The 22,136-nt window shown below is 70.0% G+C and carries 20 protein-coding genes, 1 rRNA gene and 1 riboswitch; of the genes, 15 read left to right on the top strand and 6 right to left on the bottom strand.

From position 1 onward, the window contains the following. The 11 genes from rrf to ACZ6JY_RS40150 form a co-directional block, all read left to right on the top strand. Nucleotides 1–94, top strand: a 5S ribosomal RNA gene (rrf, locus tag ACZ6JY_RS40100); the annotation flags it as partial. A 157-nt stretch (nucleotides 95–251) separates the two neighbouring features. Then, on the top strand, nucleotides 252–860 hold the full coding sequence (locus tag ACZ6JY_RS40105) for a CDP-alcohol phosphatidyltransferase family protein (RefSeq protein ID WP_062769833.1): 609 nt from the start codon (nucleotides 252–254) through the stop codon (nucleotides 858–860). A gap of 111 nt (nucleotides 861–971) precedes the next feature. Then, nucleotides 972–3,467 (top strand): sugar phosphate nucleotidyltransferase, encoded by a 2,496-nt coding sequence (locus ACZ6JY_RS40110; RefSeq protein ID WP_469204461.1) that lies wholly within the window; start codon nucleotides 972–974, stop codon nucleotides 3,465–3,467. 90 nt (nucleotides 3,468–3,557) lie between these two features. Beyond that, nucleotides 3,558–4,457: a DUF881 domain-containing protein gene (locus tag ACZ6JY_RS40115; protein WP_469204463.1), complete on the top strand. Its 900-nt coding sequence runs from the start codon at nucleotides 3,558–3,560 to the stop codon at nucleotides 4,455–4,457. After that, entirely contained in the window at nucleotides 4,454–4,786 is a 333-nt protein-coding gene (locus tag ACZ6JY_RS40120) for a small basic family protein (protein ID WP_030794354.1), read from the top strand. The genes ACZ6JY_RS40115 and ACZ6JY_RS40120 overlap by 4 nt, the downstream gene beginning before the upstream one ends. A gap of 5 nt (nucleotides 4,787–4,791) precedes the next feature. Then, nucleotides 4,792–5,622: a DUF881 domain-containing protein gene (locus tag ACZ6JY_RS40125; protein ID WP_469204502.1), complete on the top strand. Its 831-nt coding sequence runs from the start codon at nucleotides 4,792–4,794 to the stop codon at nucleotides 5,620–5,622. 199 nt (nucleotides 5,623–5,821) lie between these two features. Continuing rightward, complete coding sequence (locus ACZ6JY_RS40130; protein WP_469204465.1) at nucleotides 5,822–6,673, top strand: FHA domain-containing protein; 852 nt, start codon at nucleotides 5,822–5,824, stop codon at nucleotides 6,671–6,673. Nucleotides 6,674–6,717: 44 nt separating this feature from the next. After that, nucleotides 6,718–7,458 (top strand): transcriptional regulator FtsR, encoded by a 741-nt coding sequence (ftsR, locus tag ACZ6JY_RS40135; RefSeq protein WP_469204467.1) that lies wholly within the window; start codon nucleotides 6,718–6,720, stop codon nucleotides 7,456–7,458. A 97-nt stretch (nucleotides 7,459–7,555) separates the two neighbouring features. Beyond that, nucleotides 7,556–8,029, top strand: a complete 474-nt coding sequence (locus ACZ6JY_RS40140; protein WP_030794342.1) for a bifunctional nuclease family protein — start codon at nucleotides 7,556–7,558, stop codon at nucleotides 8,027–8,029. Nucleotides 8,030–8,198: 169 nt separating this feature from the next. After that, nucleotides 8,199–8,816 (top strand): MerR family transcriptional regulator, encoded by a 618-nt coding sequence (locus tag ACZ6JY_RS40145; RefSeq protein ID WP_469204469.1) that lies wholly within the window; start codon nucleotides 8,199–8,201, stop codon nucleotides 8,814–8,816. A 47-nt stretch (nucleotides 8,817–8,863) separates the two neighbouring features. Beyond that, nucleotides 8,864–10,249, top strand: coding sequence for a DNA polymerase IV (locus ACZ6JY_RS40150; RefSeq protein ID WP_469204471.1), 1,386 nt, complete (start codon nucleotides 8,864–8,866; stop codon nucleotides 10,247–10,249). A 39-nt stretch (nucleotides 10,250–10,288) separates the two neighbouring features. Here the strand turns inward: ACZ6JY_RS40150 and ACZ6JY_RS40155 are convergent, their stop codons facing one another. Continuing rightward, entirely contained in the window at nucleotides 10,289–10,666 is a 378-nt protein-coding gene (locus ACZ6JY_RS40155; protein WP_469204473.1) for a PRC-barrel domain-containing protein, read from the bottom strand. Nucleotides 10,667–10,817: 151 nt separating this feature from the next. Then, nucleotides 10,818–10,916: riboswitch (glycine riboswitch) on the top strand. A gap of 199 nt (nucleotides 10,917–11,115) precedes the next feature. On the opposite strand from ACZ6JY_RS40155, the gene gcvP reads away from it, so the two are divergent. After that, nucleotides 11,116–14,001 carry an aminomethyl-transferring glycine dehydrogenase gene (gene gcvP / locus ACZ6JY_RS40160; RefSeq protein ID WP_469204475.1) on the top strand — a complete coding sequence of 962 codons (2,886 nt, stop codon included), beginning with the start codon at nucleotides 11,116–11,118 and terminating at the stop codon, nucleotides 13,999–14,001. A gap of 133 nt (nucleotides 14,002–14,134) precedes the next feature. Here gcvP and ACZ6JY_RS40165 read toward each other — a convergent pair whose 3' ends face one another. Both ACZ6JY_RS40165 and ACZ6JY_RS40170 read right to left on the bottom strand, forming a co-directional pair. Beyond that, the gene (locus tag ACZ6JY_RS40165) at nucleotides 14,135–14,341 is read right to left on the bottom strand and encodes a DUF5999 family protein (RefSeq protein WP_356265958.1); all 207 of its coding nucleotides are present in this window, start codon (nucleotides 14,339–14,341) and stop codon (nucleotides 14,135–14,137) included. A 314-nt stretch (nucleotides 14,342–14,655) separates the two neighbouring features. Continuing rightward, entirely contained in the window at nucleotides 14,656–15,240 is a 585-nt protein-coding gene (locus tag ACZ6JY_RS40170; protein ID WP_469204477.1) for a hypothetical protein, read from the bottom strand. Between the two features lie 481 nt (nucleotides 15,241–15,721). Between ACZ6JY_RS40170 and ACZ6JY_RS40175 the strand changes: the two genes are divergently transcribed. After that, a complete protein-coding gene (locus ACZ6JY_RS40175; protein WP_469204479.1) occupies nucleotides 15,722–17,242 on the top strand; it encodes a glutamate-cysteine ligase family protein in 1,521 nt (506 codons plus the stop codon). Nucleotides 17,243–17,261: 19 nt separating this feature from the next. On the opposite strand, the gene ACZ6JY_RS40180 is transcribed toward ACZ6JY_RS40175, so the two are convergent. Continuing rightward, nucleotides 17,262–19,085 carry a substrate-binding and VWA domain-containing protein gene (locus ACZ6JY_RS40180; protein ID WP_469204481.1) on the bottom strand — a complete coding sequence of 608 codons (1,824 nt, stop codon included), beginning with the start codon at nucleotides 19,083–19,085 and terminating at the stop codon, nucleotides 17,262–17,264. Between the two features lie 164 nt (nucleotides 19,086–19,249). On the opposite strand from ACZ6JY_RS40180, the gene ACZ6JY_RS40185 reads away from it, so the two are divergent. Beyond that, nucleotides 19,250–20,050, top strand: coding sequence for a CPBP family intramembrane glutamic endopeptidase (locus ACZ6JY_RS40185; protein WP_469204483.1), 801 nt, complete (start codon nucleotides 19,250–19,252; stop codon nucleotides 20,048–20,050). Between the two features lie 10 nt (nucleotides 20,051–20,060). Here the strand turns inward: ACZ6JY_RS40185 and ACZ6JY_RS40190 are convergent, their stop codons facing one another. Together ACZ6JY_RS40190 and ACZ6JY_RS40195 are read right to left on the bottom strand one after the other, a co-directional pair. After that, on the bottom strand, nucleotides 20,061–20,882 hold the full coding sequence (locus tag ACZ6JY_RS40190; RefSeq protein WP_469204484.1) for a PhzF family phenazine biosynthesis protein: 822 nt from the start codon (nucleotides 20,880–20,882) through the stop codon (nucleotides 20,061–20,063). Nucleotides 20,883–20,997: 115 nt separating this feature from the next. After that, the gene (locus tag ACZ6JY_RS40195; RefSeq protein WP_469204486.1) at nucleotides 20,998–21,627 is read right to left on the bottom strand and encodes a TetR/AcrR family transcriptional regulator; all 630 of its coding nucleotides are present in this window, start codon (nucleotides 21,625–21,627) and stop codon (nucleotides 20,998–21,000) included. Between the two features lie 98 nt (nucleotides 21,628–21,725). Between ACZ6JY_RS40195 and ACZ6JY_RS40200 the strand changes: the two genes are divergently transcribed. Next, the gene (locus ACZ6JY_RS40200; RefSeq protein WP_469204488.1) at nucleotides 21,726–22,133 is read left to right on the top strand and encodes a hypothetical protein; all 408 of its coding nucleotides are present in this window, start codon (nucleotides 21,726–21,728) and stop codon (nucleotides 22,131–22,133) included. Nucleotides 22,134–22,136 lie beyond the last annotated feature (3 nt).

Consider the following 22,136-nt stretch of genomic DNA (forward strand, 5'->3'; position numbering starts at 1 on the left):
AACGCCCGGTTACATTCCGAACCCGGAAGCTAAGCCTCATAGCGCCGATGGTACTGCAGGGGGGACCCTGTGGGAGAGTAGGACGCCGCCGAACTTCTTTTATAGCCGCAGCTCCTGGATTAACTTCCAGGAGCTGCGGCTTTTTGCGTTTTATGGCCGCAGGAAAGCGGCTACCCCTCACGCACCGACGCGTCGCGACTGAGGGTAAGGTCAGGGGGCATCATTGGTTCTTTCCCACAGGAGGCCCCCGGGTGGAGGTCCAGGAGACACGCGTCCAGACGGACCGTGTCCTCACCATCCCGAACATCCTCAGCATGGCGCGCCTCGTCGGCGTGCCCCTGTTCCTGTGGCTGATCCTCAGGCCGGAGTTCGGAGGGCCCAAGAGCGACGGGTGGGCGCTGCTCGTCCTCGCGCTGAGCGGCATCAGCGACTACCTCGACGGGAAGCTCGCGCGCCGCTGGAACCAGATCAGCAGCCTCGGCCGGCTCCTCGACCCCGCCGCCGACCGGCTCTATATCCTCTCGACGCTCGTCGGCCTGACATGGCGGGAGATTCTCCCGCTCTGGCTGACCGCGGCGCTTCTGCTGCGCGAGCTGGTTCTCCTGGTGATGGTCTGGATCCTCCGGCGCCACGGCTATCCGCCGCCCCAGGTGAACTTCCTGGGCAAGGCCGCCACCTTCAACCTGATGTACGCCTTTCCACTACTACTGCTCAGTGACGGCAGCGGATGGATCGCTTCTCTCGCTGCTATTTTCGGATGGGCGTTCGCAGGATGGGGTACAACGCTGTACTGGTGGGCAGGAATCCTGTATGTGGTTCAGGTCCGCCGACTTGTCAAGGTGGACAGCATGACCGATTGAGCCCGCCGATTCGGCGGCCGTAGAGGCGCGAAGGCCCGTATCCGACTTACGCGGGCCTCATGCGGTGGGCTTGTCGGCAAGATCGTCGTCTATAAGGAGGACGTTTCCGACATGAAGGCCGTCGTAATGGCCGGCGGTGAGGGCACACGCCTTCGCCCGATGACCTCCAGCATGCCCAAGCCGCTTCTCCCAGTGGCCAACCGCCCCATCATGGAGCATGTGCTTCGCCTGCTGAAGAGGCATGGGCTCACCGAGACCGTAGTAACAGTGCAGTTCCTGGCATCGCTGGTCAAGAATTACTTCGGCGACGGCGAAGAGCTCGGCATGGAGCTCACGTATGCCAATGAGGAGAAGCCGCTCGGCACCGCCGGCAGCGTCAAGAACGCCGAGGAAGCGCTGAAGGACGATGCCTTCCTCGTCATCTCCGGTGACGCGCTCACCGACTTCGACCTCACCGACCTGATTTCCTTCCACAAGGAAAAGGGCGCGCTCGTCACCGTCTGTCTGACGCGCGTACCGAATCCTCTGGAGTTCGGCATCACCATTGTCGACGAAGAAGGAAAGGTCGAGCGCTTCCTCGAGAAGCCGACCTGGGGCCAGGTCTTCTCCGACACGGTGAATACGGGCATCTACGTGATGGAGCCCGAGGTCTTCGACTACGTCGAGGCCGACACGTCGGTCGACTGGTCCGGCGACGTCTTCCCTCAGCTGATGAAGGAAGGCAAGCCCATCTACGGCTACATCGCCGAGGGCTACTGGGAGGACGTCGGCACGCACGAGAGCTACGGCAAGGCCCAGGCCGACGTCCTCGAGGGCAAGGTCGACGTCGAACTCGACGGCTTCGAGATCTCGCCGGGCGTCTGGGTCGCCGAGGGCGCCGAGGTGCACCCCGACGCCGTGCTGCGCGGCCCCCTCTACATCGGGGACTACGCCAAGGTCGAGGCGAACGCCGAGATCCGCGAGCACACCGTGATCGGCTCGAACGTCGTCGTGAAGAGCGGCGCGTTCCTGCACAAGGCCGTCGTGCACGACAACGTCTACATCGGGCAGCACTGCAACCTGCGCGGCTGCGTCGTCGGCAAGAACACCGACATCATGCGGGCCGCGCGCATCGAGGACGGCGCCGTCATCGGCGACGAGTGCCTCGTCGGCGAAGAATCGATCGTGCAGGGCAACGTGCGGGTCTACCCGTTCAAGACGATCGAGGCGGGCGCGTTCGTCAACACGTCGGTCATCTGGGAGTCCCGGGGCCAGGCGCACCTGTTCGGCGCGCGCGGCGTCTCCGGCATCCTGAACGTGGAGATCACGCCGGAGCTGGCCGTGCGCCTCGCGGGGGCGTACGCGACGACCCTGAAGAAGGGCTCGACCGTCACGACCGCGCGTGACCACTCCCGAGGCGCGCGTGCCCTCAAGCGAGCGGTCATCTCGGCGTTGCAGGCCAGCGCCATCGAGGTGCGCGACCTGGAGAACGTACCGCTGCCGGTGGCGCGGCAGCAGACGGCCCGGGGCAGTGCCGGCGGAATCATGATCCGGACGACGCCCGGGGTGCCGGACTCCGTCGACATCATGTTCTTCGACGGGCAGGGGGCCGACCTCTCGCAGGCCGGTCAGCGGAAGCTGGACCGGGTGTACGCGCGCCAGGAGTACCGGCGCGCCTTCCCCGGCGAGATCGGTGACCTGCACTTCCCGTCCAGCGTCTACGACTCGTACACCGGATCCCTGCTGCGGAACGTCGACACCACCGGGGTCGCCGAGTCGGGGCTCAAGGTCGTCGTCGACGCCTCGAACGGCAGCGCCGGCCTCGTGCTGCCCAGCCTCCTCGGCAAGCTCCGGGTGGACGCGCTGACGATCAACCCGGGTCTCGACGAGTCGCGGCCCACCGAGACCGCCGACGCCCGCAGGTCCGGGCTTGTGCGGCTCGGCGAGATCGTGGCTTCGGCGCGGGCCGCCTTCGGCGTGCGCTTCGACCCGGTCGGCGAGCGGCTCTCACTGGTGGACGAGAAGGGCCGGATCGTCGAGGACGACCGGGCCCTGCTGGTCATGCTCGACCTGGTGGCCGCCGAGCGGCGCAGCGGGCGGGTGGCGCTGCCGGTGACGACGACGCGCATCGCCGAGCAGGTCGCCGCGTACCACGGCACGCAGGTGGACTGGACGACGACGTCGCCGGACGACCTGACACGGGTCGGCCGCGGCGAGTCGACCATCTTCGGCGGTGACGGGCGCGGCGGCTTCGTGGTGCCCGAGTTCAGCAGTGTGTTCGACGGTACGGCCGCGTTCGTGCGGCTCGTCGGCCTGGTGGCGCGCACCCAGCTCACCCTGAGCCAGATCGACGCGCGCATTCCGCGTGCGCATGTCCAGCGGCGTGATCTCGCGACGCCGTGGGCCGTCAAGGGGCTCGTCATGCGACGCGTGGTGGAGGCGGCCGGGGACCGGTCCGTGGACACCACCGACGGTGTACGGGTCGTGGAGGCCGACGGCCGGTGGGTGCTCGTGCTGCCCGACCCGGCCGAGGCCGTCACTCATCTGTGGGCCGAGGGCCCCGATGACGCGTCCGCCCAGGCGCTGCTCGACGAGTGGGCAGCGGTGGTGGACAGCGCGGGTCACTGACCACGCGCGCGTGCCGGGCATGTACCCATAACGGGTGCTGCCCGGCACGCCGGTGGGGCCATTCGGACGCAGCGCCCGCGACGTGCGACGATGTGCGGCATGCCGCAGCAGCCCCCCGTTCGGAGCACCCCCGCACGCCCCCGGCGTCCGGATGCCTCCATGTCGCTGCTCACCACTGTCATGGACCACAGCCTCGACGAGGGCTACGCGGAGGCCGCGGCCAGGAAGAAGGCCAGCGGGGAGAGCGGTGTCCCGCGTCCGCTGCGCGCCAAGCTCGGGCTCGCGGCGGGGCTCGTCCTCGCCGCCCTCGTGGTGACCGTGGGCGCCGCCGAGGCGCGGATAGCCGCACCGGTGGTCGCCAAGGAGCGCGAGGAGCTCATCGACCGCGTCGAGGACGCGACGGCCGGTGCGGACAAGCTCAAGGACGACGTGGACGAGCTCCGCGACGACGTCGGCGCACGGCAGCGGGCCGCGCTGAAGAAGCACGGCGGCAGCAAGGGCGAACTGGTCGGTCTCCTCTCCGGCGCCACCAAGGTCCACGGGCCGGGCGTGAAGCTCGTGGTGGACGACAAGAAGGCGGCGGACCAGGGTGGCGGCGGGCCGCGGGAGAGCGCGGACTTCTCCGACACCGGGCGGGTGCGGGACCGCGACATGCAGCGCGTCGTCAACGGCCTGTGGGAGTCAGGGGCCGAGGCGATCTCCATCAATGACCAGCGGCTCACCGCGCTGTCGGCGATCAGGGCCGCGGGTGACGCCATACTGGTCGACAACAGGCCGCTGGTGCCGCCGTATACGGTGCTCGCGGTGGGGGACGGGAAACGCTTGAGTGCCCGGTTCCAGAACAGCCACGACGGTCAGTACCTGCACGCGCTGCAGGAGAACTTCGGCATCCGGACCAGCATTTCCGTGTCTGAGGAGCTCCGGCTGCCCGCGGCGCCGAGTGTGACCGTACGTACAGCAGAGCCGAAGGCAGGAAAGGGCACATCGTGATCGCCGTACTGGGCCTCGTCGTGGGAGTCGTGGCCGGATTGTTGGTTCGGCCCGAGGTTCCGGCGGTGGTCGAGCCGTACCTTCCGATCGCCGTGGTCGCGGCCCTGGACGCCGTGTTCGGCGGGCTGCGCGCGATGCTCGACGGCATCTTCGACGACAAGGTCTTCGTGGTGTCGTTCCTGTCGAACGTGGTGGTGGCCGCGCTGATCGTGTTCCTCGGCGACAAGCTGGGCGTCGGCGCCCAGTTGTCCACGGGCGTCGTCGTGGTCCTCGGCATCCGGATCTTCTCCAACGCCGCCGCGATCCGCCGGCACATCTTCAGGGCGTGACGCCGATGAGCGCTGACGAGACACCCGAGTACCCCCGCCGCGGGGAACTGCCCGCGGAGGTGCCCGCCACCGAGCCGGAGGCAACCGCTCCGCCGGTCCGCGACGAGCCGCGGCTCACCGGCCGCCAGCGGCTGGTCAAGGGCCTCTGGCCGCCGCGGGTGACGCGGCCCCAACTGATCGTCGCCCTGCTGCTGTTCGTGCTCGGCCTCGGCCTGGCCATCCAGGTGCGGTCCAACAACGACAGCAGTGCGCTGCGCGGTGCGCGGCAGGAAGATCTCGTACGCATCCTCGATGAACTCGATGACCGTACTCAACGTCTGGAAGAGGAGAAGCGGGGTCTCGAAGAGCAGCGGACCGGGCTCGAGAACAGCTCGGACCAGGCTGAGGAGGCCCGTAAGCAGACGGTCGAGCGCGAACGGCAACTCGGCATCCTGGCGGGCACCGTGGCGGCCCAGGGACCCGGCATCACGCTGGCCATCGAGGACAAGAAGGAGGCGATCGAGGCGGACATGCTGCTCGACGCCATCCAGGAGCTGCGCGCCGCCGGCGCGGAGGCGATCCAGGTCAACGATGTACGTGTGGTGGCCAACACCCACCTTTCGGACGCCGGCGGCGGTGGCGTGCGGGTGGACGGCCGCAAGGTCGGTGCGCCGTACCTCTTCAAGGTGATCGGCAAGCCGCAGGATCTCGAGCCTGCGCTGAACATTCCGGGAGGTGTGGTGCAGACTCTGGAGAAGGAGCAGGCCACGGTCACCGTGACCCGCTCGGAGAAGATCGTTGTGAGCGCCTTGCGACCCGCGAAGCAGCCTGACTACGCTCGGTCGTCGTCGGAGTGAGCCGCGGGCGCATGGGGGCCGCGTGGCAAGGGCATGAGGTTGCGGGGGGTCGGCGCACCGGAAGCACGGTGCGTGGTGGAAACTGTTTGGTGGATTCGGACGTTATGAGGATGTCCGGGTCACCGATGAGTGCCGGTGTGTGCAATCAGGGTTCGTCCTGCCCCACGGGCGGGTCTGTTTCGGTCAAGGGGAATCGCCCGTGAAGTTGTTTGCGAAGTTGTTCGGTAAGAGCGCACGTGAGGACAGCGGTAATCCCGCCACTGCCCGTCACCGTGCCCCGCGTCATGGAGAGGCCGAGGAGCAGGGTGGAGAGCGCCCCATGTTCCGCGATCAGGTCTCTGGTCCAGGCGGAGACATTTCGGGCGGACAGGGCGCGTCGTCTGTTGACCCTGCCGGTCCCGGCCGCATAGGTTTCGGAGAACCGTCAACCTCGAGTGCGGGTGGAGGGTTTACCCCCGGCCCGTACGCGTCGAATGCCCCTTCGGGGCAGCCGCGGCAGGAGGATCCGTCCATGGCCCTGGTGTGTACGAGGTGCGGCAACCGCAATGCCGAGGCGAGCCGGTTCTGTTCCAACTGCGGTGCGCCGCTGCGGGCCGGGGCCACGCCGGAGCGTGCGTCCGAGACGACCTCCACGATCTCCATCTCGGGCCTTGAGGCCTACGACGCGGAGGCGACGGGTACGACCCCGTCTCCCGCGCTCTCCCCGGAGGCGCAGGCCGCTGTCGACGCGCTGCCGCTGGGCTCGGCGCTCCTCGTCGTGCGCCGCGGGCCGAACTCGGGCAGCCGTTTCCTGCTCGACGGAGATCTGACCACCGCGGGCCGTCACCCGCAGAGCGACATCTTCCTCGACGACGTGACGGTGTCGCGGCGCCATGTGGAGTTCCGTCGCGTCCAGGATGGTTCCTTCACCGTCGCCGACGTGGGCAGCCTCAACGGCACGTATGTCAACCGGGAGCGCATCGACTCGGTCGCGCTGTCGAACGGCGACGAGGTGCAGATCGGCAAGTACCGGCTGGTGTTCTACGCGAGTCAGCGGAGCGTCGGCATCTGATCAGCCCCCGGACCGGGTCCGGGGAACCCCCCCATGGAAGGTCCATGCTGCAAACACCGAGGGGCGGTGCCGACACCGGCACCGCCGCGGACCGTCGGCTGATGAGCATCGGTGCCGTGCTGAACACGCTGCGTGACGAGTTCCCCGAGGTCACGATCTCCAAGATCCGCTTCCTGGAGTCCGAGGGGCTCATCGAGCCGCAGCGCACCCCTTCCGGCTACCGGAAGTTCAGCCCGGAGGATGTCGAGCGTCTCGGCCACGTCCTGCGGATACAGCGGGACCACTATCTGCCGCTCAAGGTCATCCGTGAGTACCTCGACGCGCTGGAGCGCGGCGAGCGGGCCCCTCTGCCCTCCCTGGGGCGCCAGCGGGGCCCGGGTGACGCGGAGAGCCAGGAAGAGCTCGAAGGCCCCACGGCGGCCCGCGTGGGCCGTGACGAGCTGCTCGCCCTCGCCGAGATCGACGAGAAGCAGCTCGAGGAGTGGGAGACGTACGGACTGGTCGCGCAACTGCCCGACGGCGGATACGAGGCGGAGGCGGTCACGGTGGCCTCACTCGTCGTCGAGCTCGGGAGGTTCGGGATCGAGCCACGGCATCTGCGCGCCATGAAGTCCGCCGCCGAGCGGGAGGCCGGTCTCGTCGACCAGGTCGTCGCACCGCTGCGGCGCCACCGCAACCCGCAGACCAGGGCACATGCCGAGGCCCGCACCAAGGAGCTCGCCGGCCTGACCGGAAAGCTCCATTCGGCCCTCGTGCAGACCGCCCTCGGGATCAGACTGCCGTGACCGGCCGGGCGTCCTCGGACGCCCGGCGGGCCGCCCGCGCCGTACTCGGCGGGTGCCCGACTACCCAAACCTGCCGACCACGTCCTAGGGTTGCTGTGTGAACGAGCTCGACGTCGTAGGTGTCCGGGTCGAAATGCCCTCCAACCAGCCGATCGTGCTCCTGCGTGAAGTGGGAGGCGACCGGTACCTCCCCATCTGGATCGGACCAGGTGAGGCGACCGCCATCGCCTTCGCGCAGCAGGGCATGGCACCCGCACGGCCGCTGACCCACGACCTTTTCAAGGACGTGCTGGAAGCGGTGGGCCAGGAGCTCTCCGAAGTGCGCATCACCGACCTGCGGGAAGGGGTCTTCTACGCCGAGCTGGTCTTCGCCAGCGGCGTGGAGGTGAGCGCGAGACCGTCCGACGCCATAGCGCTGGCGCTGCGCACCGGTACGCCGATCTACGGCAGCGACGGGGTGCTGGACGACGCCGGGATCGCGATCCCGGACGAGCAGGAGGACGAGGTGGAGAAGTTCCGCGAGTTCCTCGACCAGATCTCCCCCGAGGACTTCGGCACCAACAGCCAGTGAGCCGCTTCCGGCGGCCGGCTCCGGGCCATCCGGCCAGCCTTTCCCCGCGACGGGGTACGCGAAACCACTCTCAGGGTGATTATCACTCGGCGTGGCGAGTGTGGCGATCGTTGACGAGCCCCTGGTGACTGCCTACCGTCGAGAAGGCAGGTCAAGGACGGAGGTCGGCGTGAGAAGCAGCGGCGACGGTACGGCGGTGGGTGGCCCGTACCCGTTTCACGGCAGCGCGGCCGATCACTCTCCGAAACGACCGATGGCGGTCCAGGGGAGCGGGGAAGCCACGTCGGAGAATTCCGAGCAGATCGGTTACCGGGGGCCGACGGCCTGCGCGGCCGCGGGCATCACGTACCGCCAGCTGGACTACTGGGCCCGGACGGGCCTGGTCGAGCCCAGTGTGCGGGCCACGGGCGGCTCCGGGCTCCAGCGGCTCTACAGCTTCCGGGACGTCGTCGTCCTGAAGATCGTCAAGCGGCTGCTCGACACCGGGGTGTCGTTGCAGAACATCCGGACGACGGTGCAGCACCTGCGGCACGGCGGGTACCGCGATCTCGAGCGGATGACGCTGATGAGCGACGGCGCCACGGTCTACGAGTGCACGTCGCCCGCTGAGGTCCATGAGCTGCTCCAGGGCGGGCAGGGCGTCTTCGGGATCGCCGTGGGCGTGGTGTGGCGCGACGTCGATGCCGCGCTGTCCCAGCTGCACGGAGAGCGCGTGGACACCGGCGAGACGCTCATCGGCCACAACCCCGCCGACGAGCTCGCCAGACGGCGCAACAAGGCGGTCTGAGCCGGGCGGACGGGGCATTGTCAGTGGCGTAGGGCAGCATCGACGTCGTGAGAAGCGCGCCGACGATCCTGCATCTGGACATGGATGCCTTCTACGCGTCCGCGGAACAGGCCGCGAAGCCCAGTCTGCGCGGAAAGGCCGTGGTGGTGGGCGGTCTCGGCCCGCGAGGCGTGGTGGCGACGGCGTCGTACGAGGCGCGGCTCTTCGGTGTGCACTCCGCGATGCCCATGGGCCAGGCGCGCAGGCTCGCGCCGAACGCGGCCTATCTCGTGCCCCGCTTCGGTCTGTACCGCGAGATCAGCGAGCAGGTGATGGGGCTGCTGCGGGAGCTGTCGCCCCTGGTGGAGCCGCTCAGCCTGGACGAGGCCTTCGTGGACCTGGAGGCGGGCGGCGTCGCGGACGACGCGGCGTCGGCGAGAGCTGTGGGGGAGCGGCTGCGGGCGGACATCAGGGCGGTCACCGGGCTGACGGGGTCGGTGGGGCTCGCCGTCTGCAAGATGCTGGCGAAGATCGCCTCGGAGGAGGCCAAGCCGGACGGGCTCGTGCTGATCGCGCCGGGCACGGAGCGGGCGCTGCTCGCGCCGATGTCGGTGCGGACGCTGCCCGGGGTGGGGCCTGCCACGGGTGACCATCTGCGGCGGGCCGGGATCACCACGGTCGAGGAGATCGCGGAGGCCGGGGAGGACGAGCTCGTCCGGCTGCTCGGGAAGGCGCACGGGGTCTCGCTGTACGCGATGGCGCTGGCGCACGACGAGCGGCCCGTGGTGGCCGAGCGGGACACCAAGTCGGTGAGCGTCGAGGACACGTACGACGTGGACATCCACGACCGGGTGCGGGTCAGGACGGAGGTCGCGCGGCTCGCCGACCGGTGCGTGCAGCGGCTGCGGGCCGCGGGGCACTCGGGTCGGACCATCGTGCTGAAGGTGCGGCGCTTCGACTTCTCGACCCTGACGCGGTCCGAGACGCTGCGCGGGCCGACGGACGACCCCGCGGTGGTCAGGGAGGCCGCGGCGCGGCTCCTGGAGTCCGTGGACACCACGGGAGGCGTGCGGCTGCTCGGCGTGGGCGTCACGGGGCTCGCCGACTACACCCAGGAGGACCTCTTCGCGCAGGCCGCGGAGGCCGCCGCGGAGCCCGCGGAGGAGGTGCCGGAGCCGGTGGGGGGCGAGGCCGTCCTCGGCCCGGAGACGGAGCCCGCCGAGGCGCCTGAGCCGCCGGTGGAGCGCCGCTGGACGGCCGGTCACGATGTGCGGCACGCCGAGTACGGACACGGCTGGGTGCAGGGCAGTGGCCTCGGCCGGGTGACGGTGCGCTTCGAGACGCCGCAGTCGGAGCCGGGCCGCGTGCGCACGTTCAGGACGGACGACCCGAAACTGGAGCCGGCGGAGCCGCTGCCGCTGGTGGACGGGGGGCCGCTGGTGGATGAGGGGTGACGACCGAAGGCCGGCCGGCGGGCTTGCCGGGGGAGGCGGTCAGGCTGGGTCCTGGTCTGCCACCTGGCCGAAATCGCGGTCCGGAGGCGGAGCGAGCGGAGCTGTCGTGTCCAGGCCGTAGTGGTGGTAGAGCTGGACCTCCTGCGCCGGGGAGAGGTGGCGGCCGACGCCGAAGTCGGGGGCGTCCTTGATCAGGGCGCGGTCGAAGGGGATGCGGAGGGTGCCGTCGCCGACGAGCTCGCTCGGCTCCAGCGGGACGAAGGCGTCGCGGCTGAACAGGCCGGTGCGTATCGCCGCCCACTCCGGGGCGCCGGTGGCGTCGTCGAGGTAGATTTCGTCGATCGTGCCGATTTTCGCCCCGTTCCGGTCGAACGCCTTGCGGCCGATCAGGTTGCGCGGATCGATGTCGGTTCGCACGGGCCCTCCAGCTGGTCGCGGGGTGACGGACACCGGGATATGGGGACAACTCATCATTGTTCGTTCGTACTCACTACGAAAGAGCACTTCGAGGCAGGCGGCCACTCGAGGGATCGGCCATGGTCCTCGCTGGTAGGCTGGCGACGGCTGCTGATCCCGTGCGGGAGAGCTCTCCGGACCGCAAGTCCGGAGGCGCCGAAGGAGCAAATCCTCCCCGGAATCTCTCAGGCACCCGTACCGCACGGACGAGGTCACTCTGGAAAGCAGGGCGGGCGTCGGGCGGGCACGCCCGGGACCCTCCCTCACCGACGGTGAAAGCCGGTCGGCGTCTTCGCAGGTCGAGGGTGTCGCCGGTGAAGCTCTCAGGTTGAGATGACAGAGGGGGAGGCCGTCCGGGTACCCGCGTCGAGGTACCCCTCGTAGGTCGTGCAGACCAGGAGGCCTCCGCAATGACTGCCACCCATATCCCGCTCGCCGCACTGGAGCAGGGCATCCCCTTCGAGCAGCGGCACATAGGGCCCGACGCCGCGGCACAGGCCAAGATGCTCGCCCAGGTCGGGTACGGCTCGCTGGACGACCTCACGGCCGCCGCGGTGCCGGATGTGATCAAGAACGCCGAGGCGCTCGACCTGCCCGGCGCCCGCAGCGAGGCCGAGGTCCTCGCCGAACTGCGTTCGCTCGCGGACCGCAACCAGGTCCTGGACTCCATGATCGGCCTCGGGTACTACGGGACGTTCACGCCGCCGGTGATCCTGCGGAACGTGATGGAGAACCCCGCCTGGTACACCGCCTACACGCCGTACCAGCCCGAGATCTCGCAGGGGCGCCTGGAGGCGCTGCTGAACTTCCAGACCATGGTCGCCGAGCTGACCGGCCTGCCCACCTCCGGCGCCTCCCTCCTCGACGAGGGCACCGCCGCCGCCGAGGCCATGGCCCTCTCGCGGCGCATGGGCAAGGTCAAGAACGGCGTGTACGTGGTCGACGCGGACGCGCTGCCGCAGACCATCGCCGTCATCCAGACGCGCGCCGAGCCGGCCGGCGTCGAGATCGTCGTCGCCGACCTGAGCGACGGCATCCCGGCCGAGGTCGCCGAGCGCGGCATCGTGGGCCTGCTGGTGCAGTACCCGGGCGCCTCCGGTGCCGTCCGCGACATCAAGCCGCTGATCGACCGGGCGCACGAGCTCGGCGCGGTCGTCACCGTCGCCGCCGACCTGCTCGCCCTGACGCTGCTCACCTCGCCCGGCGATCTTGGCGCCGACATCGCCGTCGGCACGACCCAGCGCTTCGGCGTCCCCATGGGCTTCGGCGGTCCGCACGCCGGTTACATGGCGGTGCGCGAGAACTTCGCGCGCAGCCTGCCGGGGCGCCTGGTGGGCGTCTCGGTCGACGTCGACGGCAACAAGGCCTACCGGCTCGCGCTCCAGACCCGTGAGCAGCACATCCGCCGCGAGAAGGCCACCAGCAACATCTGTACCGCCCAGGTGCTGCTCGCCGTCATGGCCGGGATGTACGCGGTGTACCACGGGCCCGAGGGCCTGAAGTCCATCGCGCGCCGCACCCACCGGTATGCCACGCTGCTCGCCGCCGGCCTCACCGGCGGCGGTTACGAGGTCGTCCACGGCGCCTACTTCGACACCATCACGGTGCGGGCGCCCGGCAAGGCCGCGGAACTGGTCGCCGCCGCCCGCGAGGCCGGCGCCAACATCCACCTCGTCGACGCCGACCACGTCTCCCTGGCCTGCGACGAGACGACCACGCGCCGGCAGCTCAGCGCGGTCTGGGGCGCCTTCCGCGTCGACGCCGACGTGGACGCGCTCGACGCCACCGCCGCCGACACGCTGCCCGAGGGCCTGCTGCGCAGCGACGACTACCTCGCGCACCCGGTCTTCCACCAGTACCGCTCCGAGACCTCCATGCTGCGCTACCTGCGCAGGCTCGCCGACCGCGACTACGCGCTCGACCGAGGCATGATCCCGCTGGGCTCCTGCACCATGAAGCTCAACGCGACCACCGAGATGGAGCCGGTCACCTGGCCCGAGTTCGGGCAGCTGCACCCCTTCGCGCCCGCCGAGCAGGCGCAGGGCTACCTCACCCTCATCCGTGAGCTGGAGGAGAGGCTCGCCGAGGTCACCGGGTACGACAAGGTCTCCCTCCAGCCCAACGCCGGATCGCAGGGCGAGCTGGCCGGACTGCTCGCCGTACGCGGGTACCACCGGGCCAACGGCGACGAGCAGCGCACCGTCTGCCTCATCCCCTCCTCCGCGCACGGGACGAACGCGGCGAGCGCCGTCATGGCGGGCATGAAGGTCGTGGTCGTCAAGACCGCCGACGACGGCGAGGTCGACGTCGAGGACCTGCGGGCCAAGATCGAGAAGCACCGCGACGAGCTGTCCGTGCTGATGATCACCTACCCCTCGACGCACGGCGTCTTCGAGGAGCACGTCGCCGACATCTGCGCGGAGGTGCACGAGGCCGGCGGCCAGGTGTACGTGGACGGGGCCAACCTCAACGCGCTGGTGGGTCTCGCCAAGCCGGGCCACTTCGGCGGCGACGTCTCGCACCTGAACCTGCACAAGACCTTCTGTATCCCGCACGGCGGCGGCGGCCCCGGCGTCGGCCCGGTCGGCGTCCGCGAGCACCTCGCGCCCTACCTCCCGAACCACCCGCTGCAGCCCGCCGCCGGTCCCGAGACCGGCGTGGGACCGATCTCCGCGGCGCCGTGGGGTTCCGCCGGAATCCTGCCGATCTCCTGGTCGTACGTGCGCCTCATGGGCGGCGAGGGCCTCAAGCGCGCCTCCCAGGTCGCGGTGCTCTCCGCCAACTACATCGCCAAGCGCCTGGAGCCGCACTACCCCGTGCTCTACACCGGCCCCGCCGGTCTCGTCGCGCACGAGTGCATCGTCGACCTGCGGCCGCTCAGCAAGGCGACCGGCGTCAGCGTCGACGACATCGCCAAGCGGCTCATCGACTACGGCTTCCACGCGCCGACCATGTCGTTCCCGGTGGCGGGGACGCTGATGATCGAGCCGACGGAGAGCGAGGACCTGAACGAGATCGACCGGTTCTGCGAGGCGATGATCGCCATCCGCCGGGAGATCGAGAAGGTCGGCTCCGGCGAGTGGGCCGCCGACGACAATCCGCTGCGCAACGCCCCGCACACCGCCGCCGCGCTGAGCGGTGAGTGGGAGCACGGCTACAGCCGCGAGGAGGCCGTCTTCCCCGCCGGAGTCGCCCCCTCGGACAAGTACTGGCCGCCGGTGCGCCGCATCGACCAGGCGTACGGCGACCGGAACCTCGTCTGCTCCTGCCCGCCGCTGGACGCGTACGAGGACTGATGCCGGTGCCCGTGCGCCACGGGCATGCGTCGGGGCCGGTCCGGAGAGTGTTCTCCGGGCCGGCCCCTCGGCTGTCTGCCGCGATCACGTGGATCGCGTGGGATGCCTGTCCGTGCGGCTGTGCCGGCGGCGATCAGGCGGCCGTCATGATCTGGTCGGTGCCCAGCGGTCGGTGCGGGGCGATGATCTGGCCGTCCGGCAGCAGCTCACCGGTGTCCTCGAAGAGCAGGACGCCGTTGCACAGCAGGCTCCAGCCCTGTTCCGGGTGGCTCGCCGCGAGGAGCGCGGCCTCCCGGTCGGCGGAGTCGGCTGTCGGGCACGGTGGTTGGTGCTGGCACATGGAAGGGTTCTTTCGCTGCGGTGTGATGGCTGTGGCGTCTGTCCTGCGGCTTGTCGCGGTGCTCATGACCGCCCCCCGTTGTAGTCGGTCCGGTCCCAGTGTTGCCCTACGGGCGTCAATCCGCAGGGATTTTGCAGCAGCGGTTCCTACTGCTTAATGACGTATCACCCGGCCGAACGGTTCAGTCCAACTCCACTGCCTCTTCGGGTGGTTCGGGGTGGCCCGACCGGGCTAGTCCACTTGGGTGGGAACAGCGTCGTGCCCCGCGGCCGGGGGCAGCGGGGCACGAAGGGACGCGAGGGGCCCGGCGTTCGTCAGACGGGCGACCTCAGCAGAGGGCTGGGGGACAGCCGCAGGGTGAGGACCTGGAGCAACTCGGCGACGCGGTGCGGACGGTGGGCCGCGATGCCGGGCGGCGCGGGCGCGAGGGGCACCAGCAGATCGGTGGCGGCGAGCGGGCCCTCGGCGCCGTCGTCCGTGCAGTCGCGGTGCAGCCAGAGCGTCAGCATGTACAGCTCGGGCACGGAGAGCAGCCGGGGCTGGCAGGGCATCGGCATGGCCTCGGCGTGCCGCAGGGCCCGTTCCGTGGAGGCGATGTAGGGGCCCTCGAAGAAGTGCGAGAAGGCCCAGCCGTCCGGCGTGAGCATCGTGTCGGCCGCGGCGAGGGCCCGCTCACCGCCGCGGATCAGGAAGCGCCAGCCGGCGAGGCGCGTGGGCGACGTGCCGCCGGGGGTGATGCGGTCCAGGACGTGGACGGGCAGCGGGAGTTCCGGGCTCAACGGGCCTTGGGCCGCACGCAGGGTCGGTGTGCGCGCCTCGCGTACGGCAGTGGGGGAACCGAGTGCCGCGAGGACGCTGCGCAGGGCGGGCGCGGGGGCTGGAGGAACATGCAGCGGCATGGTGGGTCGCCTCTCTCATTCGACAGGCACGGTGGAGCGGGGCGGGTGCGTGACGGCGCTGTCAGCTTCGGGCCAGAGGGGCGGGGCCGGGGGGACCGGGGCGCCAGAACTCTGCCTCGAAAGCGGAGTTTATACGATGCGTGTTCGGCCGTTGTTTCATCTAACCATGATCGATATTTCCGGCAAGGACTTATCGAGCCGTCATAATGCGGTTTTTCTCCACATTCCGCAAGGGTGTCACTCCCGTGACCTCAGATTTGCCGACGGGAGCGGTCGGCCGATTCGCGTCGGTGTTTTTGACCAAGCTCACCGGTAAGAATCTGCTCTCTGCCGCATGCCCCGTGAATGTGCCGGTGCGCGGCGGCACCGAGCCTACTCGCCGGCCGCGTCCCGCGGGGCGTTACGGATCACATTGGTTGGGCATCATCCCCCGTACACAGCGGCCGGGCCCCCGGCTGCCCGCGCGAGAAGGGACAAGGCGATGGGGGACAAGGTCGCGGCGGGCGCGTTCGATCTGTCCGATCGGGACCGCTATCGGAGTAAGCTCCAGAAGTGCCTCGCGGGACTCGAGCGGCTGCTGGAGGAGGAGCGGTTCGACCGGCCCCAGAATCTCATGGGGCTGGAGATCGAGCTGAATCTGGCCGGGCCCGACGGACTGCCGAGAATGTTGAATGCGCAGGTTTTGGAACGCATCGCGAGCAGGGATTTCCAGACCGAACTCGGAATGTTCAACCTGGAAGTGAATATTGCCCCGCACCGGCTCGGCGGACGCGTTCTCGACCAGCTCGCCGAAGAACTGCGCACCGGCCTCAACTACGCCCACAGAAAAGCGAACGAACTCGACGCCGGTATTGTCATGATCGGTATTCTGCCGACCCTGAACAGCGCCGACCTGACCTCGGCCAACCTCTCCGACGTCGACCGCTACGCCCTCCTCAACGAACAGATCGTGGCCGCGCGCGGTGAACCCTTCGCCCTCGACATCGAGGGGGTGGAGCGGCTCACCTGCACCTCCGCGTCGATCGCTCCCGAAGCGGCGTGCACCTCCATCCAGTTGCACCTCCAGGTCACGCCGGGCCGGTTCGCCGACGTGTGGAACGCGGCGCAGGCCATCGCCGCCGCGCAGGTGGCCGTGGGAGCCAACGCGCCGTTCCTCTTCGGCCGCGAGGTGTGGCGCGAGTCGCGTCCGCCGCTGTTCCTCCAGTCCACCGACACCAGGCCCCCGGAGCTCCAGGCCCAGGGCGTGCGCCCGCGGACCTGGTTCGGGGAGCGCTGGATCACCGGGCCGCTCGAACTCTTCGAGGAGAACCTGCGGTACTTCCCGGCGCTGCTGCCCCTGATGGACGCCGAGGACCCGCTGGCCGTGCTCGACGCGGGAGAGGTGCCGCGGCTCGGCGAACTCGTCCTGCACAACGGCACCGTCTACCGCTGGAACCGGCCGGTGTACGGCATCGCCGACGGCGTACCGCACCTGCGCGTGGAGAACCGCGTGCTGCCCGCGGGCCCCACCGTCACCGACGTCGTCGCGAACGTCGCCTTCTACTACGGGCTCGTACGGGCGCTCTGCGAGGAGGCCAGGCCCGTGTGGTCCCGGCTGCCGTTCGAGGCCGCGGCGCACAACTTCGACGTCGCGTGCCGGCACGGCATCGACGCCGGCCTGCGCTGGCCGCGGCGCGGCAGACTGGGCGGCACCGTCGAGGTGCCGGCCGTGGACCTCGTACGCGAGGAGCTGCTGCCGCTGGCCGCCGCCGGGCTCGACGCGTGGGGCGTGGCGCCCGCCGACCGGGACCTGTACCTCGGGGTGATCGAGGAGCGCTGCCGGCGGCGGGTCAACGGGGCCTCCTGGCAGGCGAAGACGTACCACCTCGCGCTGGAGAGCGGGCTCACCAGGGAGGCGGCGCTCGCCGCGACCACCCAGCGGTACTGCGAACTGATGCACGAGGGGCATCCGGTGCACACCTGGCCGCTGGGGCTCCACGGACCGGCGGTGCCCCGGGGCTGACCCCACCGAGGAGCCGCTGTCAGCGCCGGCGGCTGCTCGCCTCCACGATGGCCTTGAGGATGACGGCGTGGATCTGCGCCGGGTCGTCGACCTGGTGGCCGGAGCCGCCGGTGGCCGCGGCGATCTGCTGGACCTCCTCCTTGTCGGCGTCGGGGCCCACGGCTATCGCGATGACCGGCACCGGCTCCTCGGGGTCGGTGAGCTCTTCGAGCTGTGCGATGAGGGAGCTGCGGGAGATGCTGCCCGGGTCCTGGTTGGCGCCGTCGGTGAGGATCACCAGGGCGTTGAACATGCCGTCGGCGTACGCACCTCGGGCCTTCTTGTAGGCGGCGAGCGTGGTGTCGTACAGCCCGGTGGCGCCGCCCGGCACGGGCTGGAGCTCGCTGAAGGCCTTCGACAGCCTGTCGCGGTGGGTGGCGTTCCCTCTGCGGTCGCCGAGCCGTTCGGTGGGCTCCAGCTCGCGGTAGTCGCGTACGCCGTCGAGAGCGGTGGCGAACTCCCAGAGGCCGATCTCGTCCTCGTCCGTGAAGCCCGCGAGGGCCTGGAGCAGCGAGGACTTGGTGACCTCCATACGGGACTGACCACGCCCCGGTACGAGCTGCCGCATGGACTCCGAGGCGTCGACGACCGTGCTGAGCCGGGCGCTCTGCACCGTGATCGTCCACATGCCGAGGGTCTCCTGGACCTGCTTGTCCGAGGGCGGCTCGACGGCCACGCCGGAGTACGGCTGCGGGGTGCGGCCACCCGCGGCGGTCACCAGTTCGTCCGACGGCTGGTCGGGGTCGGTCCTGAAGCCGTGGTCGGCCAGGATGTCCTGGCCCTCCTTCTCGCTGAACAGCGCCATGAAACGCAGGGCCGCGCGGCTGGTGTCCGTGGTCATCCTGCCGTCCTCGACCAGCGTGTACGGGTAGTCGAGCCGGGGCGAGCCGTCCTCCGGATAGAACAGGTCGAGGTTGTTCTCCCCGCCCGCGGAGGCGTTGTGGGTGAACGCCGCCTGCTCGGAGACGATCAGCGCCTGGTTGCGGCGCGGGTTGCCCTTCTCCGCGCCGGAGCCGTCGCGGGCCAGCGTGTCCAGAAGCTGCCCGTCGGTGTCGGTCGTGCGCTCGGAGAGCGCCTTGGCCAGCGCCGCGGCCCGGGTGTCACCCTCCATGCCGCCCTTCTCGCCGCCGCTCCTGCCGCCGTCCTTGCCGTCCTTCTTGTCGCCCTGCTTCTGCGCCGACGCGCCGATCTTGGCGAGGGCGAGCAGGCCGGTGGCGCTCCGTGCGGGGTCGGCGGCGCCGAGACGGACCTTGTCGCCCTTCATGGCGGCCGCGGTCAACTCCGGCCAGGTGTACGTCTTGTCCGGCCAGCCCAGGGTCTCGGCGGCGGACGGGACCATGCCGATACCGACGGGCGACGTGGCGACATTGCCCGCGGCGGCGATCTTCGTCTGTCTGGTGCCGAGGCCGACGCGCTGCACCCACAGTTCCGAGTCCGGGACCCACACCTCGTAACCGGAAGCGCCCTTGCCGGAGCGGAGGTCGTCGGCGACCTCGTAGGAGTCGCGGGCGGTGACACGGACGTCGAGGCAGTGCCCGTCGGAGGTGACCTCCCGCTCCCGGACGCTTTCGGCGGCGGCACGCAGGGCGGGCGTCACATCGGGAGCGGCGACCACGTCGAGACGCACCGCGTCGTCACCGCACGAGCCGGGGAAGGAGAGCAGATCACTGCGGACGGCCACAGCCGTACCGCCGGCGACCACGAGGACGAGAGCCGTGGTGACGGCGACCGTGCGGCCACGGACGCCTCTGCGGGGGGCGCGCGCGTCCTTCCCGTGCTCATCGGGCAAGCTGTGACGTCCCATGGCGGTGGTGCCCCCTTGAGTGATGAAGCAAGGAAAGGGGGTTGATACGCCCTGGAACGGCTGCCTTCCCCCTCGGCCTGTCGCGCACGATCTTCGTAACTTCTTTCGAGACCCTAGCGGGGCGAGGATGGGGATGAGGCGGGATCACTCAACTGGAGGCGCAAGTGCAAGCGGAGCCGGGGCCGATGGCCGGTTCTTTTCCGATGGACGAGCCGACACGGCGGACCCTGCGGGACGAGACGCTGCTCGTCCTGGCCCTCTCGCTGGGCGCGAGCGGTGTGTCCGCCCTGATCAGCTTTGTCGGATCGGTCACGAAGCCGGGCGGCCTCAAGGACCAGGCGGCCACCATGAACGCGTCGGCGGCACCGGGGAGGCCATGGCTTGATCTGGCGTGGCAACTCTTCGGGATCACGACGGCGTTGGTGCCGGTGGCGCTCGTCGCGCACTTCCTCCTGCGCGAGAGGGCGAGCCTGCGGACCATCGGCTTCGACCGGACGCGGCCCTGGCCGGACCTGGGGCGCGGCACCGCGATCGCCGCGGTGATCGGCAGCACCGGCATCGCCTTCTACCTCGCGGCCCGCGGACTCGGCTTCAACCTCACCGTGGTCCCGGAGGCGCTGCCCGACGTGTGGTGGAAGTACCCGGTCCTGGTGCTGTCCGCGGTGCAGAACGCGGTCCTGGAGGAAGTGATCGTCGTCGGCTTCCTGCTGCGCAGGCTGGGCCAGTTGGGGTGGACGCCGATGGCCGCGCTGGTGGGCAGTTCGGTGTTGCGCGGCTCCTACCACCTGTACCAGGGCATCGGCGGTTTCCTCGGCAACCTCGCCATGGGCGTGGTCTTCGCGCTCCTCTACCGCAGGTGGGGCCGGGTGGGACCGCTGGTCGTCGCCCACTCCCTGCTGGACATCGGGGCGTTCGTCGGATACGCGCTGCTCGCGGGCAGGGTGGACTGGCTGCCCACACCCTGACCCGGGCGGCTCAGGCGAAGAGGTCGCCCTCGATGACCGTGACCGCGCGGCCCGTCAGCAGAGTGCGGTCGCCCCGCAGCTCGGTGCGGACCAGGCCGGTGCGGGCCGAGGCCTGTAGCCCCGTCAACTCCGTGCGGCCCAGGCGCTCGGACCACAGGGGGGCGAGGGCGGTGTGCGCGCTGCCCGTCACCGGGTCCTCGTCGATGCCGACGCGCGGGAAGAACCCCCGCGAGACGAAGTCGTAGCCACGGGAGGGGTCCTCGGCGAGGGCCGTGGCGATGATGCCGCGTTCCGAGTGGCGTACGAGGGCCTTGTGGTCGGGGGTGAGTGCCCTGACCGTCTTCTCGTCGGCGAGCTCGACCAGCAGGTCGCCGCAGTTGGGGCCGGTGTCGTACACGCGGAGCGGCTCGGCGCCAAGGGCTTCGGCCACGCCGTCGGGAACGTCGGTGGCGGTGAGCGGGGCGGTCGGGAAGTCGAGGGTGAGGGCGCCATCGGCGTGGGCGGTCGCGGTGAGGACGCCGCTGCGGGTGGCGAAGCGGACCGGGCCGGAGGCGGCACCCGTGGTGTGCAGCACATGGGCCGCGGCCAAAGTGGCATGCCCGCAGAGGTCCACCTCGGTGGCGGGGGTGAACCATCGCAACGCCCAGTCCGCGTCACCGCCCTCGGGGAGCGGATGGGCGAAGGCGGTCTCGGCGTGATTGACCTCCGTGGCCACGCTCTGCAGCCACGTGTCGTCGGGGAAGGCGTCGAGCAGCAGGACGCCGGCCGGGTTGCCGGCGAAGGGGCGGTCGGTGAAGGCGTCCACGACGCGGATGCGGTGAGAAGTCGGCATGCCGATGACGGTAGGGCGTGACGGGGCGGGCCCGGTAAGGCCAATCGCGCATAGGTGGACTGGGTTGTTGGCGGTGTGGGGCGGCGTGTTGGCGGCGTGTTGGCGGGGAGGTGCCTCACGAAGTATCTGCGTCGCGATCGATGAGGGTCATCCCGGATGCCAGGGCGCGGGCGGTGTCGGCGAAGTACTGCTCGTCGGCGTCAGGGGCGAGGCCGAGGGGGACGCCCTGGCTGAGGCCGACGAACAGTGCCCTGAGTGCGGTGGTCAGGCGTTGCGCCTGGTGCGACGTGACGACGCTTCCGTTGTGGGGCCGTCCGGTGAACCGCGCGATCAGATGGTCCTCCTGTGCCCGGATGGACGTGGCGAGCCGGGCTCCCAGGCCGGGGTCGTGCAGGGCCATGTCCAGCAAGGTGATCTGGAGCGACAGGCGGGACAGCGCTTCGGGGGCGTCACAACTGCGCCGGTAGTACCGGGCGAAGGCGTCGACCGCTTCGAGCAGATCCAGTCCGGCTGGGACCGCCTGCTCGATCTCCTCGTAGTGCGGCCGCAGGTAGTCGCCGATCAGGGCGACCATCAGGCCGTTCTTGCTGCCGAACAGGGAGTAGACGGCGCCGGTGGTCAGGTCGGCACGTTCGGCGATCTCATCGAGCTTGGCCCGGTACCCGTCGCGGGAAACGACTTCGAACGCAGCGTCCAGCAAGGCCCGGCGGTTGCGCTCCTTGGCCTCAGCCCTTGTCACTCTCATAGTTTCATTATTACCGTAATCTCATTACGGATCCAGTAGGGACCGACTCAGGGAGGAACGCTCATGGCGCACTCAGGGTCCGACTCGCGGAACGTCGGGTGACCCGCCAAGCGGCGGGTGTCGTCGCCGATGGAGTCTTCAAGGTGCTGCTCGCCGCCGCTTGCATCGCCGGTGCGGCCCCGCTCGGCCGATTGCTCGGCGTGCCGGTCTGGCTGATGGTCGTCTCGGGCGTGGCCCTGCTGATCGGCGGCGGCATCGAGTTTCGATACGCGCGCAGCCGGTCGATGCGCACGTACATGCGGCTCATGATCGCCTACGACAGCGGCTGGGTACTGGCGGCCCTGGCCGGCCTTCTGACGGCGTGGCGAGGCGGCAGTGTCGGGGGTGAGGTCTGGATGGCGTACCAGGCAGCCGCCCCCATCGCGCTCGCCGCACTGCTGGCCGCCGCTGCTCCTGTGCAGGTGACCCCGGGTGCTCAGTCGCCGGGGGCTGTCCAGGCTCGCTGAAGA

Source organism: Streptomyces sp. NPDC046335 (assembly GCF_055587985.1).

Excerpts from the sequence above, each read along its gene's own strand:
- ACZ6JY_RS40110 (WP_469204461.1), top strand. The coding sequence starts at position 972 with ATGAAGGCCGTCGTAATGGCCGGCGGTGAGGGCACACGCCTTCGCCCG.
- ACZ6JY_RS40115 (WP_469204463.1), top strand. The coding sequence starts at position 3,558 with ATGTGCGGCATGCCGCAGCAGCCCCCCGTTCGGAGCACCCCCGCACGC.
- ACZ6JY_RS40125 (WP_469204502.1), top strand. The coding sequence starts at position 4,792 with ATGAGCGCTGACGAGACACCCGAGTACCCCCGCCGCGGGGAACTGCCC.
- ftsR (WP_469204467.1), top strand. The coding sequence starts at position 6,718 with ATGCTGCAAACACCGAGGGGCGGTGCCGACACCGGCACCGCCGCGGAC.
- gcvP (WP_469204475.1), top strand. The coding sequence starts at position 11,116 with ATGACTGCCACCCATATCCCGCTCGCCGCACTGGAGCAGGGCATCCCC.
- ACZ6JY_RS40165 (WP_356265958.1), bottom strand. The coding sequence starts at position 14,341 with ATGTGCCAGCACCAACCACCGTGCCCGACAGCCGACTCCGCCGACCGG.
- ACZ6JY_RS40170 (WP_469204477.1), bottom strand. The coding sequence starts at position 15,240 with ATGCCGCTGCATGTTCCTCCAGCCCCCGCGCCCGCCCTGCGCAGCGTC.
- ACZ6JY_RS40175 (WP_469204479.1), top strand. The coding sequence starts at position 15,722 with ATGGGGGACAAGGTCGCGGCGGGCGCGTTCGATCTGTCCGATCGGGAC.
- ACZ6JY_RS40180 (WP_469204481.1), bottom strand. The coding sequence starts at position 19,085 with ATGGGACGTCACAGCTTGCCCGATGAGCACGGGAAGGACGCGCGCGCC.
- ACZ6JY_RS40190 (WP_469204484.1), bottom strand. The coding sequence starts at position 20,882 with ATGCCGACTTCTCACCGCATCCGCGTCGTGGACGCCTTCACCGACCGC.
- ACZ6JY_RS40195 (WP_469204486.1), bottom strand. The coding sequence starts at position 21,627 with ATGAGAGTGACAAGGGCTGAGGCCAAGGAGCGCAACCGCCGGGCCTTG.